The sequence below is a fragment of the Phytobacter sp. MRY16-398 genome (genome assembly GCF_003925915.1).
Lineage (GTDB): Bacteria > Pseudomonadota > Gammaproteobacteria > Enterobacterales > Enterobacteriaceae > Phytobacter > Phytobacter diazotrophicus.
The window spans coordinates 1008552-1030487 of the sequence record NZ_AP018756.1 but is presented as its reverse complement, the minus strand read 5'-3'; the positions used below and the strand labels follow the sequence as shown (position 1 = coordinate 1030487).

The window sequence follows — 21936 nt, the reverse complement described above, 5'->3', positions numbered from 1 at the left end:
GATTAAGGTCGCAACGCGGCATCTGGTATTCCAGATTTGCCATATTTAGCAAATTTGGCATACCACCCTAAATAAACCAAGGTTTTCTTCCCGTTGCATCAAAAGCGTGATCGGCCCGGTTATTGTCTCTCCCTTGCCCCGCTGCGCTTTGATGAATGTGATAAAATAGCGGCCTTCATGTGATACAGGATCAGGTCATGGCGACAATGCTGGATGTCTCACTGCGCGCGGGTGTCTCCAAGGCTACGGTATCGCGCGTGTTGAACGACACAGGTCAGGTAAAAGAGAGCACCCGTAAACGGGTTTTTCAGGCGATGGAAGAGCTGGGCTATCGGCCTAATTTTCTTGCCCAGTCGCTGGCAACCCGCACCAGTAATAACATTGGCCTGGTGGTTTCCAGTTTTAACGGTTTCTATTTTGGCCGCCTGTTACAGCAGGCATCGCGCCAGGCGGAAGCCTATGGCAAACAGCTCATTGTGACTGACGGGCACGATGCCCCGGAACGCGAAGAGTTAGCGGTGCAAATGCTGGCCGACAGACGCTGCGACGCCATTATTCTTTACACCCGCTTTATGAGCGAGAAAGCGATCATCCGCCTGATCGATACCACCCCAATGCCGCTTATCGTCATTAACCGCGAAGTGTTTCAGGCCCACGATAAATGCGTTTTTTTTGAACAGCAGGATGCGGCGTTTCAGGCGGTGGATTATCTGATAAATCAGGGTCATCACGATATTGCCTGTATCACCGCCCCTATCCACACGCCAACCGGCAAAGCCCGCCTGATGGGATATCGCAAGGCGCTGGAAAAACACGGTATTCGCTGGGATCCGGACAAAGTGAAATACGGCGATTCAACCATGTCGCGCGGCTATGAACTGTGCCAGGAGATCTTACAAGAGGGCATTAAAGTCAGCGCGCTGTTTGCCTGTAATGACGATATGGCGCTGGGTGCGTCTAAGGCGCTGCATCAGGCGGGGTTACGTATTCCGCAGGATATTTCACTGTTTGGCTTCGATGATGCCCCCAGTGCCCGTTGGCTGGAGCCGGGTCTGTCGACGGTCTATCTACCGATTGACACCATGATCACCACCGCCATCGATCAGGCTATGCGGCTGGCGAATAAAGAATCGATCGAAGCGATCCCGCCGTTTACCGGCACCCTGGTGCTGCGCGATTCAGTCGCCCCCGGACCCTTTTTCCCGGATGCCGCGGTGCCTGATCCGGGCGACCGATCGCACCAACCGTAGCCCCGGTAAGCGTCCGCGCCACCGGGGTTATTCCCGGATGCGCCTTATTCGGGTTACGTTTTTGAAAACCGTTGACACCCTCGCCCCTCGGGGCGAGGCAGGACTTATACCTGCTCCAGCGCCAGCAGTTCTTCAATGGTCTGACGGCGACGAATCAGCCGTGCAACGCCCTTATCAAACAGCACCTCCGGCAGCAGCGGACGACTATTATAGTTCGACGACATCGAGGCACCATAAGCCCCGGTATCATGCAGCACAAGGTAATCCCCTGGTGTCACGGCAGGCAGTGCGCGGGTTTCGACTTTACCGCCCTCCTGCTGGGTAAACACATCGCCAGACTCGCACAGCGGCCCAGCCACCACGGTATCGATACGCGGCACGGTGGTTAAATCACGCCCGTCCGCCGCCAGTGCGGTAATGTGGTGATAGCTGCCGTACATGGACGGGCGCATCAGATCGTTAAAACCAGCGTCAATCAGTACAAAGTGGCGGCTGCCCATCTCTTTCACGCTGCGCACCTGTGCCACCAGCACCCCGGATTCCGCCACCAGGAAGCGTCCCGGTTCGATCTCCAGTTTTACCGGATGACCCAGATGTTTCGCCACCTGTTCACGTGCGGCATTCCACAGGCTGTAATAGTGGTCCGTATCCACCCCTTCCTCCCCTTCATGATAAGGAATGGAGAGACCGCCGCCTGCCGAAATAGCCTGCAGATCCTGGCCAAATTCCACCACCTGGCGCACCATCGCACCGCACACCTGTTCAAGGTGGCCGTAATCCACCCCGGAACCAATATGCATATGAATGCCGATCAGTTTGAGGTTAAAACGCTGCATCACTTCCAGCGCGGCAGGCAGGTCGCTATACCAGATGCCGTGCTTGCTGTTTTCGCCACCGGTATTGGTTTTCTGGCTATGGCCATGACCGAAGCCGGGGTTAACGCGCAGCCAGACCGGGTGACCGGGCGAAACCTGCCCCAGTTGTGCCAGCATATCCACTGACCCGGCATTAACCGGAATGCGCAGCTCGCTCACGCGGACCAGCGTCGCGTCATCAATCACGTCCGCCGTGAAAACAATATCCTCCGGATGCGTTTTCGGGTCGTAACCTGCGGCCAGCGCACGTTCAATTTCCCCTAACGACACGGAATCCACCTTCACACCCTGCTCACGCATCAGGCGCAGGATATGAATGTTCGAGCAGGCTTTTTGCGCGAAACGGATCACATCAAACTGCGTCAGGCGGGCAATCTGATCGCGAATAATTTGCGCGTCATAAACCCAGACCGGGCAGCCAAATTCAGCAGGCAACCGAAGAAGATTAGCGGCATTAAGGTCGGTTGTGGTTTGTGTCAGTGGGCGTGGCATAACAGACTCCGAAAACGTTTTTTTATGATTACGCCACAGGCCAGTAGGAATAAAAAATATCGTTTTATCGTGAGTCTATGCAAAAATGATATGGATTCTCTTACCAGGATGCCGCCATGCCCGCCGTAAACTTACGCCACATTGAAATTTTTCATGCCGTGATGACCACCGGGAATCTGACGGAAGCCGCTCAGTTGCTGCATACCTCGCAGCCTACCGTCAGCCGGGAGCTGGCGCGCTTTGAAAAAGTACTGGGGTTGAAGTTATTTGAACGCACGCGCGGGCGTCTGCATCCTACGGTGCAAGGGTTACGTCTTTTTGAGGAAGTACAGCGCTCCTGGTACGGGCTGGATCGCATTGTCAGCGCCGCCGAAAGCCTGCGTGAATTCCGCCAGGGTGAGCTGTCGATTGCCTGCCTGCCAGTCTTTTCCCAGTCATTTTTACCGCTACTGTTGCAGCCTTTTCTGGCCCGCTACCCGGACGTTAGCCTCAATATCGTGCCGCAAGAGTCGCCGCTGCTGGAAGAGTGGCTCTCCGCCCAGCGTCATGACCTGGGACTTACGGAAACAATCAGCACGCCTGCGGGGACGGAGCGCACGCCACTGCTGACTTTTAACGAAGTGTGTGTCCTGCCGGAAAACCACCGACTGGCGCATAAAGCACAGCTTACGCCAGGAGATTTTCATGGCGAGAATTACATTAGCCTGTCGCGCACCGACAGCTACCGGCAATTACTCGATGCTTTGTTCAACGAACATCAGGTGAAACGCCGTATGGTGCTGGAAACGCACAGCGCGGCGTCAGTCTGCGCGATGGTTCGCGCCGGGGTGGGAATTTCGGTGGTCAACCCGCTGACCGCGCTCGATTACGCCGCCAGCGGGGTGGTAGTGCGCCGTTTTAGTATTGATGTTCCCTTCACGGTGAGCCTGATCCGCCCGTTGCATCGCCCCTCTTCGGCGCTGGTCGAGGCATTCAGTCGCCATTTACAAGAGGCGATGCCGTTGATTACCGGTCCACTGAACGCAGTGCTGAACGCCGTTTAAGAGAGCATAAACGTTACGGCATCGGCGGCATGCAGGGCAGCCGTATCAAATACCGGGATCGGCGACTGATCTTGTGAAACCAGCAGGCCAATTTCAGTGCAACCGAAAATCACCCCCTGCGCCCCCTGCTCCGCCAGTTGTGCAATCAGACTGACATAATAGGCACGCGAAACATCGCTAAACGTACCGAGGCAAAGTTCGTCAAAAATAACCTGATTGACCCGCACGCGGTCTGACTCCCCTGGAATCAGCGTTTCAATACCAAACGCGTCACTCAGACGACCACGATAAAAATCCTGCTCCATGGTGTAGCGGGTGCCAAGCAGCGCCACTTTGGATTGTTTCTGCGCCACGATCGCCCGCCCGGTGGCATCGGCAATATGTAAGAAAGGCACATCGCAGCGTGCTTCAATCTGCCCGGCGATTTTGTGCATCGTGTTCGTACACAGCACAATACCCTGCGCACCGGCGTTTTGTAGCCCGACGGCCGCATCGGCCAGGATATCCCCGGCCTTTTCCCATTCGCCGCTGCGCTGGCACTCTTCAATCTCATGAAAATCTACGCTGTGCAGCAGCAGGCTGGCAGAGTGCAGACCACCCAATTGCGCCTTCACCCCTTCATTAATCAGGCGGTAATACGGAATGGTAGATTCCCAGCTCATGCCACCCAACAGTCCAATCGTTTTCATCATTCATCTCCCTCTGAGTAAGCACACAGTCAAGCAAACTCAGGGGGGAGTTTCAACCTGTCATGTCGAATTGCCGTCATGCCGCAACCAGACACTCATTCTTTATGAACTCTTAGTTTTCCTTTGTTGCACATCAAATCTCTTCCTGGGCACAGCGCAATCTGTAATCATCAATTTTTTAGTAAAAATTTTCGTATTTAAAACATTATCAGCCCCGACATCATTTTGTTATTTATAATAAGGATATTTTTAATGCCACAGCTTGAAAATTTTACAGTCGCAAAACCAAAACGTATAAAAGAAGGCGAAGAACCCTATGTTCATCATGTAATAATAAGTAGAACAAAAAGATATGATGCGATGATTGCCTACGGCGGACATGGCGGCGCGGAAATGCTGAAAGCCGCAGAGTTTAAAAGAAAGCGACTTCTGGAGAAAGACCCTGAGAGTGTGATCCCGGCACCTAAGATATTCAGAAGCCAACAGGAATTTAAAGATATCTGGACAAGTATCTTTAATGACCTGCAATTACGGAATAAATCGGGAATGTACACCTATGAGCTGTATGAAATCCATATTTTTGCGCATAGTAATTCTGATTTCATCATCATCAAAGAGGGCGAACATATTACAGAAGAAGTAGTAAAAACACTGGAGAAACTTAGGTGGCATCCACAAAATGGTTACCTGGTACTGCATAGCTGCCGGTCCGGGCGTTTTGAAGATGATGATATCATCGAACGAAATAGCAAAGAATGTATCGCCCGCTCGTTCTCCAAATTCCATGAAACTAACGTTATTGGACAAATGGTGTTTGCTTCTTACAATTCCATCATCCATTCGAGTGAAATCAGATATAGAGAGATGGCCAATGATTATGTCGAAGTCGACATTCTGGGAAGTAAAAACCTTGTACTTTGGGGGTATAAATCAGGAAACAAAATCAAAAAGCATTATTCGAAACAAGAAGAGTTCTCAGCATTAAACGATGGGCAAATCTGGCCGTGTAGGAAATTTCGCAATGGAGAAGAGTATAATCGTCATGTTGCACCAGAAAAGTTTAACTTTGATGATTTAACCTTTATATAAAATGAAGTTTCAATAACAGGCCGCAATCCATGACATTAATACGTTCATTATTTCTGATGGTTATGACGCTACTTACTAACTCTGCGCATGATGGTACAATTGATATGGCTTTTTCTATAACACCATCACTACTTCCCAAGTCTGAGTTATGGACAGTGAAACAGTCATGGGTAATGCAACGAAAAGCCATAACGCCAGAAACGCATATAATTGAAAGTGATGAAAATCTGATAAACCTCATTATACATGCCTGGCAGGGTGATAAAAATGCGATGATTCAATATGCACGCATTCAGTTTCTCGTTGACGACAACGTTTTTCTTGAAGATTTTTATAAAAAAAATGCGCACCGTATTGTCAATCGCTATGGGCATCGTCTTAAACGCCCTGACGTATTTAATATGGATTACAGCGAATTTATTACTACACTGGCTGAAATGCGTTATCCGCTGGCTGCCAGACTAGCTACCGGAAGACTTAAATGGACAGCAGGTACAACCTACACAAAATTTAATCCATTAACACATGAAAACCGAAATAAGCTTATCCGGTATATGCGATATGCCATTGAGGGTGGGTATCATGAATATTCATCATTAGCAGATTATATACTCTTCCCATCAGGATTCGCATTCAAGAACAGCTACTTTAGCGAAGTAAATTCACTATTAGACAGAATTACCAACTTGTCTAAAGAAGAACTGATGGAAAGTTTTTCTGCCTATAAAATGAGCGCGCTCCATGGTTCACAATATGCCCAGATAAGAATAAGTGAATTTTATCTTTATGGTGCTGGTATAGAACAGAATCTGGAACAGGCATATGCATGGTCTTTAGTCGCTCAAATGAATTATCGTAATTATCAACAGAAATACGCTGACCAATACCGTTCTGAATCAGAAAATGAAGAAATCTTCGACAATTTTAATAAAACTATACGTGTCAAACTCAAAGAAAAAGGGCTTAGCCCCGAACAAAAAGAAAAAGGCTTGAAGATTGCTCTACAAATTAAAGATAACATATTAGAATGGAATTACTATACGTGGCGATCCGAGCATGATCCTATAATGCCAGAACCTTGAATTATCGATGTTTAAGTGATAAACAAAAAAACGCTGAATATAATACGCTATTTGGCGGTCAACTCTGGCCATGTAAAAAGTACAGAAATGGAAAGAAGACAAACAGAAAAGTGGCTTAGGATCAGTTTAATGACGATGTTCTTAATTTTATGTGAGAGAACAAGCATAAAATCGTTGACCTGCATGGCAGGCATCTCAGACGGCCGGATATCCTGGATTTACATTACCAAGATCTTATTCTCAAACTGGCAGATATGCAGTATCCCATGGCAGCGGCGTTGGTTTTAGGACGATTCCGGTGGAGTGCTGAGAGAACAGGTTTAATTCATAATCCATTGACACAGGAAAATCGTAAAAAGTTAATACACTATACTCGTTATACCATAAAAGGCGGGTTTCCTTATCATTTATCACTTGCCAGTGCGCTACTTTTTGCCAGTGGTTTTGACTATTAAAGACAATAATCACATACAGATTAATATCTTACAGGAAAGAATTCCCAACCTATCACCAATAGTGCTGGAGGAGAGTTTCCTTGCATATAAAAAGTGTGCACTACAAGACTCGCTTTATACCCAGATTAAAATGATTGAATACCACTACCATGGTTTTAGCGTAGCCCGGGACGTGGTGCAGGCTGGGCCTGGTCATTAATAGCCAGAAAAAACTTTCTCAATTTCATCAAAATCAATCACCACCTCCCCAGGAGGTGGTTTAGGGGTGACAATAAAAAGCCAGTCAGCTTACCACTGACTAGCTTTTTTATTACCCTTCAAAGAAGAACGGTATCAGGCGAATTAACGCGCCAGCCAGCCGCCGTCGACCGCGATGGTATAGCCGTTAATGTAATCAGATGCACTGGAGGAGAGGAAAACAATCGGCCCCATCAGGTCACTCGGTAAACCCCAGCGCCCCGCCGGAATACGGTCGAGAATAGCCGCGCTACGCTCTTCGTCAGCACGTAATTGCTGGGTGTTATTGGTCGCCATATAGCCCGGCGCGATGGCGTTGACGTTGATGTTGTGTTTCGCCCATTCGTTCGCCAGCAGACGGGTCACGCCCATCACGCCGCTTTTAGAAGCGGTATAAGACGGCACGCGGATACCGCCCTGGAACGAGAGCATAGAGGCGATATTAATGATCTTGCCGCCATTGCCCTGAGCGATGAAGTGTTTCGCCGCTGCCTGGGACATAAAAAAGACGCTTTTAATATTCAGGTTCATCACGTCATCCCAGTCCTGCTCGCTGAAATTGATCGCGTCTTCGCGACGGATCAGGCCAGCGTTATTGACAAGAATGTCGATTTTGCCGAACTCGGCCACCGCACGATCCAGCAGTGCCGGGATACCGTCGATTTTACGCAGGTCAGCCGTCAGGCTCAGGAAACGACGGCCCAGCGCCGTAACGCGCTCGATGGTTTCGGTCGGTTCAACAATGTTGATACCCACGATATCGCAACCCGCTTCCGCCAGACCCAGCGCCATGCCCTGGCCCAGACCTGTATCACACCCGGAAACGACAGCCACTTTACCTTGAAGAGAGAATGCATCCAGAATCATGTTGGTTCCTTAATCTTTCAACGCCTGCACCCGCAGGCATATTTTTGTTATGCCTTTGGTGCTTAGCGCAGATCTTTAACCGCGACGTGGTCCATATCATCAAAGACCTGGTTTTCACCGACCATACCCCAGATAAAGGTATACGCCTTCGTCCCCACACCTGAGTGAATAGACCAGCTCGGCGAAATCACCGCTTGTTCGTTATGCATCACAATATGGCGGGTCTCCTGCGGCTGCCCCATCATGTGGAACACGCATGCGTCCTCATCCATATTGAAGTAGAAGTAGACTTCCATGCGGCGCTCGTGGGTATGGCACGGCATAGTGTTCCACAGGTTACCCGGTGCGAGTTCGGTCAGCCCCATGCTCAACTGGCAGGTTTCCAGCACGTCCGGCACGAAGTATTTATTGATGGTGCGACGGTTGCTGGTGAGGTTGTCACCCAGCGTGACCGGAGAAACATCCGCAGGCGTCACTTTTTTGGTCGGGTAAGTGGTATGTGCCGGTGCGCAGTTGTAGTAGAACTTCGCGGGTGTCGCGGTATCGACGCTGGCGAACACCACTTCTTTCGCCCCTTTGCCGACATATAACGCGTCGCGATGGCCGATTTCATAGCACTGACCATCAACGGTAATGGTGCCCGGGCCGCCGATATTGATAACGCCCAATTCACGGCGTTCCAGGAAGTAGCTTACGCCCAGTTGTTTGCCCACTTCGCCGCCAACAGAGACGGTTTTGGCGACCGGCTTAATGCCACCGACGATAATACGGTCGATGTGGCTATAGACCATGGTGTATTCGTCATCCACGAATACCTCTTCAACCAAAAATTCATTGCGCAGTCCCTGGGTATCCAGCGTTTTCGCATGCGCACTGTGGATGCTTTGTCTTACGTCCACATTTACCTCCGCAGTCAATGTTTCATTCGAATCGCACGTAACGGAGCGAATAAAAAACGTTCCGTTTTGCAGTATGGGCACATCTTATCCCGGCTAAAACACGTTTTCAATGTTATATAAAACAACGTTTCATTTTTTTCGTAATATATTTCTAAAACTGTAGTTGCGATCACGAACGTCTGGCATTTACACGAAGAAGAGGTGCGGTTCATTGGGCATGAGAACAGAATTTAATGATAACAAACAAATAGTTAATAACATCTTGAAGTTTTAACAGTCTGCAGGCATTTTTACTGCGCGAAATCTAAGATCCTTTTTGATATCGCAACGTTATCGCGTTTTTCAGGATGCGAAGCGCTACGTTTTCTTTTAAACTGCGCAGGTTGTCACACAAAGTAAAACGATGTTTTGATAAATTAACACCGAATTTTTGAAATGTTGATGGCGTGTATAGCGGCACAAAAATGAATGCGTATACACCAGGGAAGTATCGACAAAGAAACAACAGGGTAGCGCGGCGCGTTGCCCGGGGACGTTTGAGTTAGTGTTTCTGTAACTGGCCTTGCCCTCCTTAACGGAGGGCTTTTTTTTTAGGGGGAAAGGACGTTATCTGCAAGAAGGACTCAGTCGCGCTCTATCGCCAGCGCCACACCCTGCCCGCCACCGATACATAAGGTTGCCAGCCCTTTACGGGCATTACGTTTTTTCATTTCATGCACCAGCGAGACCAGAATACGGCAGCCGGATGCACCGATAGGATGGCCAAGCGCAATGGCGCCGCCGTTCACATTTACCCGCTTTTCATCCCACTCCAGCACTTTACCGACAGACAACGCCTGGGCGGCATAGGCTTCATTGGCCTCAATCAGATCGACGTCATCCAGGTGCCAGCCCACGCGCTCAAGGCAGCGACGGGTGGCATAAACCGGTGCGATGCCCATCAGTGCAGGATCGACGCCTACGCTGGCAAAAGCACGAATACGGGCCATCACCGGTAAATTCAGCTCCTGCGCTTTGGCTTCACTCATCATCATCACAGCGGCGGCGCCGTCATTAATGGACGAGGCGTTACCCGCCGTAACCGACCCCGTCAGTTCAAATGCCGGGGAGAGTTTCGCAAGCCCTTCTGCGCTGGCGTCGGTGCGCGGTTGCTCATCGGTATCAACCAGTAATGGTCGCCCGTCGGTGGACAGCGCTTTCACCGGCACGATTTCATCGCGAAAACGTCCGGAATCAATAGCGGCGCGCGCTTTTTGCTGCGAACGGAGCGCCCAGTCATCCTGGTTGGCACGGCTGATGCCGTACTCCCGCGCGAGGTTTTCTGCGGTTACGCCCATATGGTAATCGTTGAAGGCATCCCATAATCCGTCATGAACCAGGCTGTCGATAAGTTGGCTATTACCCAGTCGCGCCCCGGTACGGCTGTCAGTCAGCACATGGGGGGCACGGCTCATATTCTCCTGGCCGCCCGCAATGACCACATCGGCTTCACCGCACTGAATCGCCTGCGACGCCAGATGCAGCGCTTTCAGCCCTGACCCGCACACATCATTAATAGTGATAGCCGAAACCGTCATGGGCAGCCCGCCTTTAATCGCCGACTGGCGGGCAGGGTTTTGCCCGGCGCCTGCGGTAAGCACCTGGCCTAAAATGACTTCATCAACGGTCTGGGGGTGAATCCCGCTGCGATCGAGAAGCGCCTGAACGACATAACTTCCCAGCTCAACGGCAGAATGGTGCGATAGCGCCCCCTGAAAACAGCCGATAGGCGTGCGAACCGCAGCCACGATAACGACATCTTTCATTTCTACCTCAGCGCAAATTGACCCAGGCAATAGTAGTACGTTGTTATCAAGTATTATCGCAATTGTTTAAAATCGGTGAGATTCATCACACAGGCGGGCAGGAACAGGTTCGGGAAAGGAGGTGCGACGGGCAAGCCCGTCGCACAGAAGCAGCAGTAATCAGTTGTTTACCGGGATTACCGCACCTTTGTATTTGGTGCGGATCCAATCCTGAATCTCTTTAGAGTGCAGCACGTTTACCAGCGCTACGATGTCTTTTTTCTTCTCATCGCCACGGTGTACGGTAATGATGTTGGCGTACGGGTTGTTTTCGCCGCTTTCAACCGCGATCGGATCGTGTACCGGGTCCAGGCCTGCGTCAATGGCGTAGTTGGCGTTGATCACCACCGCGTCACCTTCGTCGTTGTTATACATCTGCGGCAGCAGCGCCGCTTCTACGTTCGGCTGGAACTGCAGTTTTTTCGGGTTTTCAACGATATCGCTGATACGCGCAGAGACTTTATCCACGCCCGGTTTCAGCTTGATCACGCCCTCTTTTTCAAAGATAGAGAGGATACGGCCTTCTTCGGATACCGCATCACGCATGATGATTTTGCCACCCTGCGGCAGGTCTTTCAGCGACTTGTATTTTTTGGAGTAGATACCAATCGGCTCAATGTGGATTGCGCCTGCGCTGACGAAATCATAGGTTTTATCGCCCGCGTGATCTTTCAGTACGCTGTTCAGGTACGGAATGTGCTGGAAGTAGTTGGCGTCGATTTCACGGCCAGCCAGCGCGGTGTTCGGCAGAATGTAATCCTGGAACGGTTTGATCTCCAGATCGATACCTTGTTTTGCGAGAATCGGTTTCGCCTGCTCCAGAATTTCAGCGTGCGGCACGTTAGAAGCGCCCACGGTCAGTTTGTCGGCCCAGGAGGAGAAGCTCATTGCACCCAAAGTCATGGCGGCAATCAGTGTCAGTGTTTTTTTCATGATGTGTTTCCCTAATTTTATTAGCGTTTATCTAACAGAGAAGTCAGTGCGTCGCCACAGAACTGGATGATGAAGACAATAATCAAAATGGTCACTGTCGCCACCAGCGTGACGTCGCCATGGTTGCGCTGGAATCCTTCCAGATAAGCCAGATTTCCTAAGCCACCCGCACCGATAACCCCGGCCATAGCGCTGTAGCTCACCAGAGCAATCAGCGTCACCGTGATACCGGAAACCAGTGCAGGCGATGATTCAGGCAGTAAAACCCGAAAAATCAGTGTGCTAAGGCGTGCCCCCATCGAACGGGTCGCCTCGATAACCCCTTTGTCCACCTCACGCAGGGCGATCTCCACCAGGCGGGCATAAAACGGCGCGGCACCGACAATCAGCGCGGGCAGCGCGGCGTTCGCCCCGAGGATGGTGCCGACAATCGTTTTGGTAAACGGAATCAACAGAACAATCAGAATGATGAACGGGATCGAGCGGAACACGTTCACCACAATCGAAATCAGGCTATAGAGCACGCGGTTTTGAAATAATCCGCCGCGGGCGGTCAAAAACAGCGCCAGTCCAAGAATGATCCCCAGCACAAAAGTCGCCGCGCCAGAGAGTGCCGTCATGTAGAGCGTCTCCTGCGTGGCCGCCCACAGTTGGGCCAGTTTCAGGTGCGGAAATAGTGTCTCAAGCATGTTTAATCACCTCGCCTTCAATATCGCTATGGCGTAAATCCGCGAGGATATTGTTTACCTGTTCCTCTGTGGCGACGACATGCACCCACAGTTGACCAAACACGCCATGAGCGGTTTGGGTCATTTTTCCATGCAAAATGTTGAAAGGCAGGCCGTAGCGCAACGTCAGTTCACCGACGACAGGCTGATGCGTGTTATGCCCGGTAAAGGTCAGCTTGATAACCGTACCGTCGAGACCCGCATTCAGCTCAGGGTTAAACTCTGCTTCTTCATACTGACTAATCTGGCGCACAAACTGGCGGGTGATCGGCTGCTGAGGATGCGTAAAGACGCTGATCACATCCCCCTCTTCCACCACGCTGCCGTTTTCCATCACCGCCACGCGGTCACAGATTTTGCGCACCACATGCATTTCATGGGTGATGAGCACAATCGTCAGTTGGAAACGACGGTTAATGTCCAGCAACAGATCGAGGATCTGATCGGTGGTTTGCGGATCCAGCGCCGATGTCGCCTCATCACACAGCAGCACATCCGGGTTGTTTGCCAGCGCACGGGCAATCCCCACGCGCTGCTTTTGTCCACCGCTCAATTGCGACGGGTAAGCATTTTCACGGCCTTTCAGCCCCACCAGCTCAATCAACTCCGCCACGCGGGCATTGATTTTCGCTTTTGGCGCACCGGCAATCTGCATGGAAAAGGCGATGTTTTCTGCCACCGTGCGTGACCACAACAGGTTGAAGTGCTGGAAGACCATGCTGATTTTCAGCCGGGCCTGGCGCAACTGCTCGCCCTTTGCCGCAGAGATGTCCTGACCGTTTATCACTACGCTGCCGGAGGTCGGCTTTTCCAGACCGTTCAGCAGACGAATCAGCGTACTTTTTCCGGCGCCGCTGTAGCCGATAATCCCGTAAATTTGCCCCTGCTCAACCGACAGATTGACGCTGTCTACGGCGGTAATCGACGCCTTTCCCTGGTCGAAAATCTTAGAAATATTCCTGAGAACGATCATTGCATTACTTTTCCGTTTGGCGGTTTAGCAGTATGGAAGTCCAAACGATAATAATCAGTCATGAATATAATTCAAATAACTAAATAGACATTAGATATAACTTTCGGCGCTAAGAGGCGGCGATTCTCGCTATTCTGTCTAATGACTAAATTCAGCAATGGTTATCTGCTAAACGCATAATACGCAGGAAGATTGCTGGCAAAGTGGCTAAAAACACAGCAAAAATGCCAAATTCTGGCAATCGACACATCCGGACGGCTAACCACCTTTCCCTCCTGATGTCTAAATAGCACTTCATATTTCTTTTTGTTCTAATCGCCGGATAAACGTTCTTTAAACAGGCAAATTGACAGACCTATCATCCGCTCATCACGTTTATCTGTGGGTGATTAACCATGTCAGTATTGCATTCGATTAGTGAACTTATCGGCCAGACTCCGCTCCTCCAGTTGCATAAGCTGGAGACTGGCCCCTGCAGCCTGTTTCTGAAGCTGGAAAACCAGAACCCTGGCGGTTCTATCAAAGACCGCGTTGCGCTGTCGATGATTAACGAAGCCGAACGGCTGGGCCATTTACAGCCAGGCGGAACGATCATAGAGGCGACGGCGGGCAATACTGGCCTTGGTCTGGCGCTGATTGCCGCGCAAAAAGGCTATTCATTGATTCTGGTGGTGCCAGACAAAATGAGCCGGGAGAAGATCTTCCACCTGCGGGCGTTGGGGGCGAAAGTGGTTTTAACGCGCTCTGATGTCAACAAAGGGCACCCGGCCTATTATCAGGATTATGCCCGCCGCCTGGCGCAAGAGACGCCGGGTGCGTTTTACATTGACCAGTTTAATAACGAAGCCAATCCGCTGGCGCACTTTAGTACCACCGCGCCGGAAATTTACGCCCAGCTTGACGGTGATATCGACGCGATTGTCGTTGGCGTCGGTTCCGGCGGCACGCTGGGGGGGTTGCAGGCATGGTTTGCCGAACACTCGCCGAAAACCGAATTTATCCTCGCCGACCCGGCAGGTTCCATTCTGGCCGATCAGGTTGAAACCGGGCAATACGGTGAGCCCGGCTCCTGGCTGGTCGAAGGCATCGGTGAGGATTTTATCCCACCGCTGGCGCATATCGACGGCGTGCATAAGGCCTACCGGGTTACCGATGCTGAAGCGTTTGCCGCCGCGCGAGCTCTGCTACAAACCGAAGGCGTGCTGGCCGGTTCTTCAACCGGTACGCTGCTCAGCGCCGCGCTGCGTTATTGCCAGACGCAGACCACCGCCAAACGTGTGGTAACGCTCGCCTGCGACAGCGGCAATAAGTACCTCTCCAAAATGTTTAATGATGACTGGATGCGCCAGCAAGGCTTGTTAAGCCGCCCGACGCGCGGCGACCTGACCGATTTCATTGCCCTGCGCCACGACGAAGGGGCCACCGTCACCGCCGCGCCGGATGACACCCTGGCCGCCGTGCTGGCGCGCATGCGTCTGTATGATTTCTCGCAGCTTCCCGTGCTGGAAAACGGCCGGGTCGTCGGCATTGTCGATGAGTGGGATCTGATAAGCCACGTACAGGGTGATAGCGCGCGTTTTTCATCACCGGTGAAAGAGGCGATGACCCGCAACGTGGAAACCCTCGACAAGCACGCGCCGGAAAGTGCGCTGAAAGCCATTTTTGACCGGGGCCTGGTGGCTGTGATTGCCGACAATGACCGCTTTCTTGGCCTGATTACCCGCAGCGATGTTCTGACCACCTGGCGTAACCGCCTGGAACAATAAAGGAGTACAGATGAAAACGTTGAATACGTTGAGCGTGCACAGTGGCACCTTTACCGACCAGCACGGCGCGGTGATGCCGCCGATTTATGCCACGTCCACCTTTGCACAGCCTGCGCCCGGTCAGCATACCGGTTATGAATATTCCCGTAGCGGTAACCCGACTCGTCACGCGCTGGAAACCGCGATTGCCGAACTCGAAGGCGGCACACGTGGTTATGCCTTTGCCTCCGGGCTGGCGGCGATTTCCACGGTGCTGGAATTGCTGGATAAGGATAGCCATATTGTCGCGGTTGATGATGTATACGGCGGCACTTACCGGCTTATCGAAAATGTGCGTAAGCGCAGCACTGGTCTGCGGGTGAGCTGGGTGAAGCCCGACGATCTGGCAGGGCTGGAAGCCGCCATCCGCCCGGACACGCGGATGATTTGGGTTGAAACACCGACAAACCCATTGCTTAAGCTGGCGGATCTGGAAGCGATTGCGACCATCGCGCAACGGCATAAGATCCTGAGCGTGGCGGATAACACCTTTGCCTCGCCGGTGATTCATCGCCCGATTGAACTGGGTTTCGATATTGTGGTGCACTCCGCCACCAAATACCTGAACGGGCACTCTGACGTGGTGGCCGGGCTGGCGGTGGTGGGTGATAACCCGGCGCTGGCAGAAAAACTGGGCTATTTGCAAAATGCCGTAGGCGGCGTGCTTGACCCGTTCAGCAGTTTCCTGACGCTACGCGGAATCCGCACGCTGTCGCTACGTATTGAGCGCCACAGCAGTAACGCGCTGGCCCTCGCCCAGTGGCTGGAGCAGCAGCCGCAGGTGGAAAAAGTGTGGTTCCCGTGGTTGCCGTCGCATCCGCATCATGCGCTGGCGCGTAAGCAGATGGCGCTGCCCGGCGGGATGATTTCGGTGGTAGTGAAAGGCAATGACCAGTACGCCACTGAGATTATCAGTAAGCTAAAACTGTTTACGCTTGCCGAGAGTCTGGGCGGTGTGGAGAGTCTGGTGAGCCAGCCCTACAGCATGACGCACGCCTCTATTCCGCTTGAGCAGCGGCTGGCGAATGGCATTACGCCGCAGTTGATTCGGTTATCAGTGGGCATCGAAGGGGCGGATGATTTGATTGCCGACTGGCAGCAGGCGCTGGCGTAACGGCATTGACCTTCCCCGGTGGCGCTGCGCTGACCGGGGCTACAACGCCTCTCCCTTGAGGGAGAGGCTCAGGGTGAGGGGAATACGACTTAGCGCTTATCGATACCGTTGAGGATATCCAGCACATCATCTGGCAGTGTCAGTTGCGCGCTGGCCAGGTTTTCCTGCAGATGCGCAGGCGACGAGGTGCCCGGAATCAGCAGGATATGGGGCGAACGTTGCAGCAGCCATGCCAGCGCAACCTGCATTGGTGTGGCATTTAAACGTTGCGCCACCGCGTTCAGTTCCCCGGATTGCAGCGGCGTAAAGCCACCCAGCGGGAAGAACGGCACATAGGCAATGCCCTGTGCGTTCAGCACATCAATCAGCGCATCATCTTCACGGTTTGCCACGTTATACATATTCTGAACGCAGACAATCGGCGTCATCGCCTGCGCATCGGCGACCTGCTTCGCCGTCACATTACTCAGCCCGATATGCCGGATCAGTCCGCGCTCTTTAAGGGTAATCAGTGTTTCCAGTTCAGCTTCCAGCGAACCTTCCGCAGGCCCGTGCACACCATGCATACTGCGCAAGTTGACCACTTCTATAGCGTCGAGGCCAAGATTACGCAGGTTATCTTCTACCGCGCGCGTCAGTTCTTCGGCGCTAAACGCAGGCAGCCAGTTGGCTTTGTCATCCCGACGCGCCCCAACTTTAGTCACGATGCACAGATCGGCCGGATACGGGTGCAGCGCTTTTTTGATTATCTGGTTAGTGATATGCGGACCATAGAAGTCGCTGGTGTCGATATGATTAACACCAGCCGACACGGCGTCACGAAGCACCTGAATCGCCTTCGCTTCGTCAGCCGGCGGCCCGAACACGCCGGGGCCGGCCAGTTGCATTGCGCCATAGCCAAGACGACCAACTTCGCGGTCGCCAAGACGATAAGTAAGCGTGGGTTGAGACATGGAATACCTCCTGGGTGATAAGTGAACACATTGTAGGACGGCGCCGACAGAGGCAACAGCGTAATCTGTGCCATGCTACACGAGGAGAATATTTCTCATACAACGTAAAGGTGAGTCTTGAGGCGCTACCTAAATAAGAAACCTCTGATATAGTAAATCTATAGCTAATGAGGCCTCACTATGAAATTTCCTGAAATACCAGAAAACGAAACCGAGCGTCTTAAATCTCTTTATATGATGGACCTGCTCGATAAAAAGGATGACGAGCGCTTAGATCGCCTGACTCGTCTGGCAAAAACGGCATTTGACGTTCCAATAGGCATAATCAGCTTGTTAGATCGCGATCGGCAATGGCTGGTTTCCTGCAGCGGCGAAGTGAAAGTCCGTGAGACATCTCGCAATATATCCTTCTGTGCACATGCGATCCTGGCACAGGGGATTTTTATTGTGAAAGATACCAGCGTGGATGAGCGTTTTCACGATAACCCATTTGTTATTGGTGAGCCGCATATACGTTTTTACGCGGGCTGCCCGGTCCGCCTGCCAGATGGCTCGATCGCCGGAACAATATGTATTATTGATGACAAACCGCGCGACTTTACCCCGGAAAATATCAACGCGTTGCTCGATCTGGGTGCCATTGTCGAGGACGAATTTCATATCATCAGCATGGCGATGACGGACACATTGACCGAATTACCCAATAAGCGTGGTTTTTACAAACTGGGTGATAAACGCTTCTCATGGTTAACTGATAATAAACGATCGTTTAGCCTCATTTACTTAGATGTTGAAAACATCACCGCTATTAATGAATTCTTCGGACATAACGAAGGCGACAATACGCTCAAAAAATTTGCCTCGGTGCTTCTGCGCTGCCTGAAAAAGAATGACGTTGCCGCACGTCTGGAAGGAGGCAAATTTGTCATCCTGCTGGGCCATGACGATGATCGGGATGTGGACACCTTCCTGTTCAGCTTGCAGTCAAAAATTGATGATCTCAATGAAAAATCAATGAAAAAGTTCCGGCTACACTATTCTTACGGCATCGTGGAGTACGATCCGGACAGACACGGCAACCTGCTGGAGATGATGAACAACAGCGAGCACGTGATGTATCTGGAAAGAAAAAAACCGCCGCTAAACCCGACGCAGGCGCATAAATCCAGCGAAAACTCATAGCTCGCCGGAGTATAAGCTCTTATCACGAGGGTAAATGAAAATTTACCCTCTTTTTTTGAATGAATACCACCACCAATTCAACTATTATTTTATGGCCTCTCTTATTCAGCCATCAATTTATTTATACAAACCTACCCACCTCTTTATTTATGATAGATAGCATCTATTTATATAAATAAATTTAAAGCACATTCTTTTTTCTCATGGATTTTTCGATTTCAACGGTTATTATCCAGTTTAGGTTTAGTCAACATTCTGTATTTAGACAGTCGAACATTCAGAGAAAGACGTTTTGTTGATTAACCCACCCGGTATCCACAGTGGATTTATATTCCTATCCGTTCTTTTGGCTCACCGCAAACCCTTGCGGTGGTTACGATTTATTAACGCTAATCTGAAAGTAAATTCTAATGGGTATCGAGAATAGTCAAAGTAAAACCACCAGCACGAATCCTGTATATCGTTCTGGTCGTCATATGTCCTGGGGTGTGCTGGGATTTTGTTTGCTATTACTGATACTGAAATACATCAGTTGATCTTGCTTTTAATAACGGCATAAAAATAAACACCACCAGGTGATATATCCTGATGGTGTTTATTCACAGGCGAAACAGACTGAGCGTAAACGCTAAGCTATTACTCAAGCACAATTTCGCTACGCAGACGATTTTTCACCCATCCTGCTAGTGCCGAGGCATTTAGCGCCCGTGAATAGAGATACCCCTGAGCAATATCACACTGCAATTCCCGCAGTTCATTACGCTGCTGTTCCGTTTCGACGCCTTCAGCCACGACAGTTTGATGCAGGCTCTGTCCAATCCTCACCACCGTTGTGGCAATGGCTTTCATCTTGCTACCTTCCCGCAGGTCGCGCATAAAGCTTTGATCGATTTTCAGCTCGGTCATTGGCAAATGCGCCAGCCGGGACAAGCAGGAAAACCCGGTACCAAAATCATCCATCGACAGCCCCACCCCCAACTCACGTACCGCACAAATGACTTCCATGGTTTCCGGTCGCTTATCCATCATGACGCCTTCGGTAATCTCAATGGTCAGGCAGTGTGCTGGGATGCGGTATTGGCGTAGCAGATAAGAGATATACTGCGGCAAGCTGCTGTTATAAAAGTTAATCGGCGAAAGATTTACCGACACCACGGGCACATGAATGTCATTACTACGCCACTCCGCCATCTGGCGGCAAGCTTCATGGAGCGTCCAGCGACCAATGCCTTCGATTTCACCGGTCTCCTCAGCAAGTGCGATAAATTTACCTGGGGGAATATCGCCCAATACCGGGTCGGACCAGCGCGCCAGCGCCTCAACCCCATAAAGCTCGCCATTTTTGAGCCAAATCTGCGGCTGGTAGTGCAGGTGTAAATGGTTGCTGGCAATAGCGAGTTTCAGTGCCGCCGCCAGCTTTAACCGCTCCTGATCCACCTGGTTCATTTCACTACTGAAAAAAAGATAGCCGCCCGACGCCGCCCCTTTTGCCAGATGTGAGGCGTGATTAGCCTGTTTTAGTAATACATCGCGGGATATCCCGTGATCGGGATAGAGGCTGATGCCGGTACTTACCGTCACGTTCAGTGCAAGCTCAGCCACATTAAACGGCAGACGGAATAGCGCCTGAATACGCTGCGCAATCGTGGTTGCCTTCGCGGCATCGCAATCCGGGAAGACCAGAACAAAGGTGTCGCTGTCAGGATGGCTGACAAACGCCTGGCGGGAAAATTCCGCCGTCAGCCGCTGGGCAATGGCGGCCAGTACGCTGTCCCCGGCGGCATAGCCCAGAGCATCGTTAACATCTTTAAAATGGTCGAGGTCAAGGAAAAAGAGCGCGGCACACGCACAGGCGCCCTGCTGAAAAAGCGCATCAATATGACGATGCAGCGCGCTACGCTTTGGCAGACCGGTCAGCAGATTAAAGGTCGACAGTTGCGTAATCTTTTGCTGATCGATATGCACGACCACCATGCAGGGTGCGCCCGCACGCGCCGCCCCGTCATAGCGCACTGTGGCAGAAAGCGTGGTTTCTTCCCCGGTTGCCGACACAATCGTAAGCGACGTTTCCTCGCCGGGCGCCTCCGGGGAGGTGAACAGGGGAATATCCGCTGCTTTTCTGCCCAGCACCTGGCTTCGCGAATAACGCCATAGCGTCTCGGCCGCTTTATTAAAGAAAAAAACATTTTCCGCGCCGTCGATAAGAACAACAGCATCATGAACATATTCCAGCGCGGCAAGCATTGACTGCGAGCCGAAAATATCATTGTCAAAAGGCATGATAGTTTTTCTATACCAGGGAGGTCGGGGCAATACTAATAGAAAGCAGCCATCGGTTCAATATCAGCCAATAGCGATATTGGCAGGAAACTGCATTTATAGAGAAATTAAATAAATGGATAATTATTTATTGATAAAGTTTTAGCAAAAGATGCCGATAGGGTAAATAATAAAAACATGAATCAAATATGAAGAAATTGAGGAGATTGAGGTTTACTGCAATTATTATTGAAAACTATCGTCTACGCTAAATACATCATCTTTTCATCTTGCCACCACGCAAGCCTGACGCCGCGCGGCCTCCCGCCATACAACGCAATGAACAACAGATAGATTAATAGACACCTTAAATAAGTGAATTTCTATTTATTGATAGCGTCACTTGACCTGCCACTTTGCCCACCTCAGTATATAAGGAAATTCTCAATTAAAGCGGACATCAACAATAAATGATGATCCACTTAACGTATTCAATGATTGATGGTAATACGTTCCGCAGCAATAAGGAGCCAGCGGTAATAGAGAAAGAGGCAGATAACATTGCTTAAATTTAGTGCGTGTTTAACACATCGAGGACAGGCAAATACTATGTATGACGATTTAAGTTCTTTGACTGCAAAACTGAAGATGTCCGGTGTCTCTTTCCAGAAAATAAACGACGAAGATGGTGCAACGATGCAAACAGCAGTAACAGTCACAACGCCCGATGTTAATGGTGATGTTAAAGAAACCATTGTTGAAACCGTGCCTGCGGATATTCACCTGGAAAGCTCTCAACCGGCACCCAACGTCAATACCCTCTCCTGGCCGAAAGCAAAACCTGCGCTGGTACAAAACGCGTTTTCCTCTCCGACCGGTGGCATTCTGGAAAGTGTTGCGGCCATGTCCCGCCAGACGTCCGAACCGGAAATTCGCGAACGCAACCCGGTACGTCTGGACGTGTTATTTACCGTCATTGGCAGATAACCCCGCCCAATTACCGGGTTGGCGCCCAGTTTTTCTCATAAGCGTGTCCTGACTCAGGTGAGGAAATTAGCCGCTCGTTGTGCTTTTCGACAGGGGCTATTCAGTCTGACAAGTCATGATTTTTAACAGGGTTACCGGAACGGAAACAGACCGGTCGGCCTTACTGTTTTCCGTACAGAT

General features: G+C 51.0%; 18 protein-coding genes. 8 read left to right on the top strand and 10 right to left on the bottom strand.

Going from position 1 to position 21936, the window contains the following annotated elements; all coding sequences use genetic code 11:
- Positions 1–197: 197 nt before the first annotated feature.
- Positions 198–1250 carry a LacI family DNA-binding transcriptional regulator gene (locus MRY16398_RS04930; protein WP_125123922.1) on the top strand — a complete coding sequence of 351 codons (1053 nt, stop codon included), beginning with the start codon at positions 198–200 and terminating at the stop codon, positions 1248–1250.
- Positions 1251–1354: 104 nt separating this feature from the next.
- Here the strand turns inward: MRY16398_RS04930 and lysA are convergent, their stop codons facing one another.
- On the bottom strand, positions 1355–2617 hold the full coding sequence (lysA, locus tag MRY16398_RS04925; protein WP_125123921.1) for a diaminopimelate decarboxylase: 1263 nt from the start codon (positions 2615–2617) through the stop codon (positions 1355–1357).
- Positions 2618–2733: 116 nt separating this feature from the next.
- Between lysA and MRY16398_RS04920 the strand changes: the two genes are divergently transcribed.
- Positions 2734–3660, top strand: coding sequence for a LysR family transcriptional regulator (locus MRY16398_RS04920; RefSeq protein ID WP_039077124.1), 927 nt, complete (start codon positions 2734–2736; stop codon positions 3658–3660).
- Here the strand turns inward: MRY16398_RS04920 and MRY16398_RS04915 are convergent.
- Entirely contained in the window at positions 3657–4349 is a 693-nt protein-coding gene (locus tag MRY16398_RS04915) for an aspartate/glutamate racemase (protein ID WP_039077155.1), read from the bottom strand. The genes MRY16398_RS04920 and MRY16398_RS04915 overlap by 4 nt on opposite strands.
- Positions 4350–4601: 252 nt before the next feature.
- Here MRY16398_RS04915 and MRY16398_RS04910 point away from each other — a divergent pair, with 252 nt between their 5' ends.
- Together MRY16398_RS04910 and MRY16398_RS04905 are read left to right on the top strand one after the other, a co-directional pair.
- Complete coding sequence (locus tag MRY16398_RS04910) at positions 4602–5438, top strand: hypothetical protein (protein WP_071193769.1); 837 nt, start codon at positions 4602–4604, stop codon at positions 5436–5438.
- A gap of 29 nt (positions 5439–5467) precedes the next feature.
- On the top strand, positions 5468–6520 hold the full coding sequence (locus tag MRY16398_RS04905) for an SEL1-like repeat protein (protein ID WP_125123920.1): 1053 nt from the start codon (positions 5468–5470) through the stop codon (positions 6518–6520).
- Positions 6521–7317: 797 nt separating this feature from the next.
- Here the strand turns inward: MRY16398_RS04905 and kduD are convergent.
- From kduD to MRY16398_RS04870, 6 genes are all read right to left on the bottom strand, one after another.
- The gene (gene kduD, locus MRY16398_RS04900) at positions 7318–8079 is read right to left on the bottom strand and encodes a 2-dehydro-3-deoxy-D-gluconate 5-dehydrogenase KduD (RefSeq protein ID WP_039077128.1); all 762 of its coding nucleotides are present in this window, start codon (positions 8077–8079) and stop codon (positions 7318–7320) included.
- A 62-nt stretch (positions 8080–8141) separates the two neighbouring features.
- A complete protein-coding gene (kduI, locus tag MRY16398_RS04895; RefSeq protein ID WP_039077129.1) occupies positions 8142–8978 on the bottom strand; it encodes a 5-dehydro-4-deoxy-D-glucuronate isomerase in 837 nt (278 codons plus the stop codon).
- 623 nt (positions 8979–9601) lie between these two features.
- The gene (locus MRY16398_RS04885; RefSeq protein ID WP_039077130.1) at positions 9602–10783 is read right to left on the bottom strand and encodes an acetyl-CoA C-acetyltransferase; all 1182 of its coding nucleotides are present in this window, start codon (positions 10781–10783) and stop codon (positions 9602–9604) included.
- Positions 10784–10942: 159 nt separating this feature from the next.
- Entirely contained in the window at positions 10943–11755 is an 813-nt protein-coding gene (locus MRY16398_RS04880; RefSeq protein ID WP_039077131.1) for a MetQ/NlpA family ABC transporter substrate-binding protein, read from the bottom strand.
- A 20-nt stretch (positions 11756–11775) separates the two neighbouring features.
- Complete coding sequence (locus MRY16398_RS04875; RefSeq protein ID WP_071193766.1) at positions 11776–12444, bottom strand: methionine ABC transporter permease; 669 nt, start codon at positions 12442–12444, stop codon at positions 11776–11778.
- Positions 12437–13456, bottom strand: coding sequence for a methionine ABC transporter ATP-binding protein (locus MRY16398_RS04870; RefSeq protein ID WP_039077133.1), 1020 nt, complete (start codon positions 13454–13456; stop codon positions 12437–12439). The genes MRY16398_RS04875 and MRY16398_RS04870 overlap by 8 nt, the downstream gene beginning before the upstream one ends.
- Positions 13457–13851: 395 nt before the next feature.
- Between MRY16398_RS04870 and MRY16398_RS04865 the strand changes: the two genes are divergently transcribed.
- Together MRY16398_RS04865 and MRY16398_RS04860 are read left to right on the top strand one after the other, a co-directional pair.
- Entirely contained in the window at positions 13852–15222 is a 1371-nt protein-coding gene (locus MRY16398_RS04865; RefSeq protein ID WP_071193765.1) for a pyridoxal-phosphate dependent enzyme, read from the top strand.
- Between the two features lie 10 nt (positions 15223–15232).
- A complete protein-coding gene (locus MRY16398_RS04860; RefSeq protein WP_125123919.1) occupies positions 15233–16375 on the top strand; it encodes a trans-sulfuration enzyme family protein in 1143 nt (380 codons plus the stop codon).
- An 89-nt stretch (positions 16376–16464) separates the two neighbouring features.
- On the opposite strand, the gene MRY16398_RS04855 is transcribed toward MRY16398_RS04860, so the two are convergent.
- Positions 16465–17328 carry an aldo/keto reductase family oxidoreductase gene (locus tag MRY16398_RS04855; protein WP_125123918.1) on the bottom strand — a complete coding sequence of 288 codons (864 nt, stop codon included), beginning with the start codon at positions 17326–17328 and terminating at the stop codon, positions 16465–16467.
- A gap of 180 nt (positions 17329–17508) precedes the next feature.
- Between MRY16398_RS04855 and MRY16398_RS04850 the strand changes: the two genes are divergently transcribed.
- Positions 17509–18510, top strand: coding sequence for a sensor domain-containing diguanylate cyclase (locus MRY16398_RS04850; protein ID WP_052249186.1), 1002 nt, complete (start codon positions 17509–17511; stop codon positions 18508–18510).
- A 636-nt stretch (positions 18511–19146) separates the two neighbouring features.
- Here the strand turns inward: MRY16398_RS04850 and MRY16398_RS04845 are convergent.
- A complete protein-coding gene (locus MRY16398_RS04845) occupies positions 19147–20790 on the bottom strand; it encodes an EAL domain-containing protein (protein WP_125123917.1) in 1644 nt (547 codons plus the stop codon).
- Between the two features lie 588 nt (positions 20791–21378).
- On the opposite strand from MRY16398_RS04845, the gene MRY16398_RS04840 reads away from it, so the two are divergent.
- Entirely contained in the window at positions 21379–21756 is a 378-nt protein-coding gene (locus MRY16398_RS04840; RefSeq protein WP_039077138.1) for a hypothetical protein, read from the top strand.
- The last annotated feature ends 180 nt before the right edge of the window (positions 21757–21936 follow it).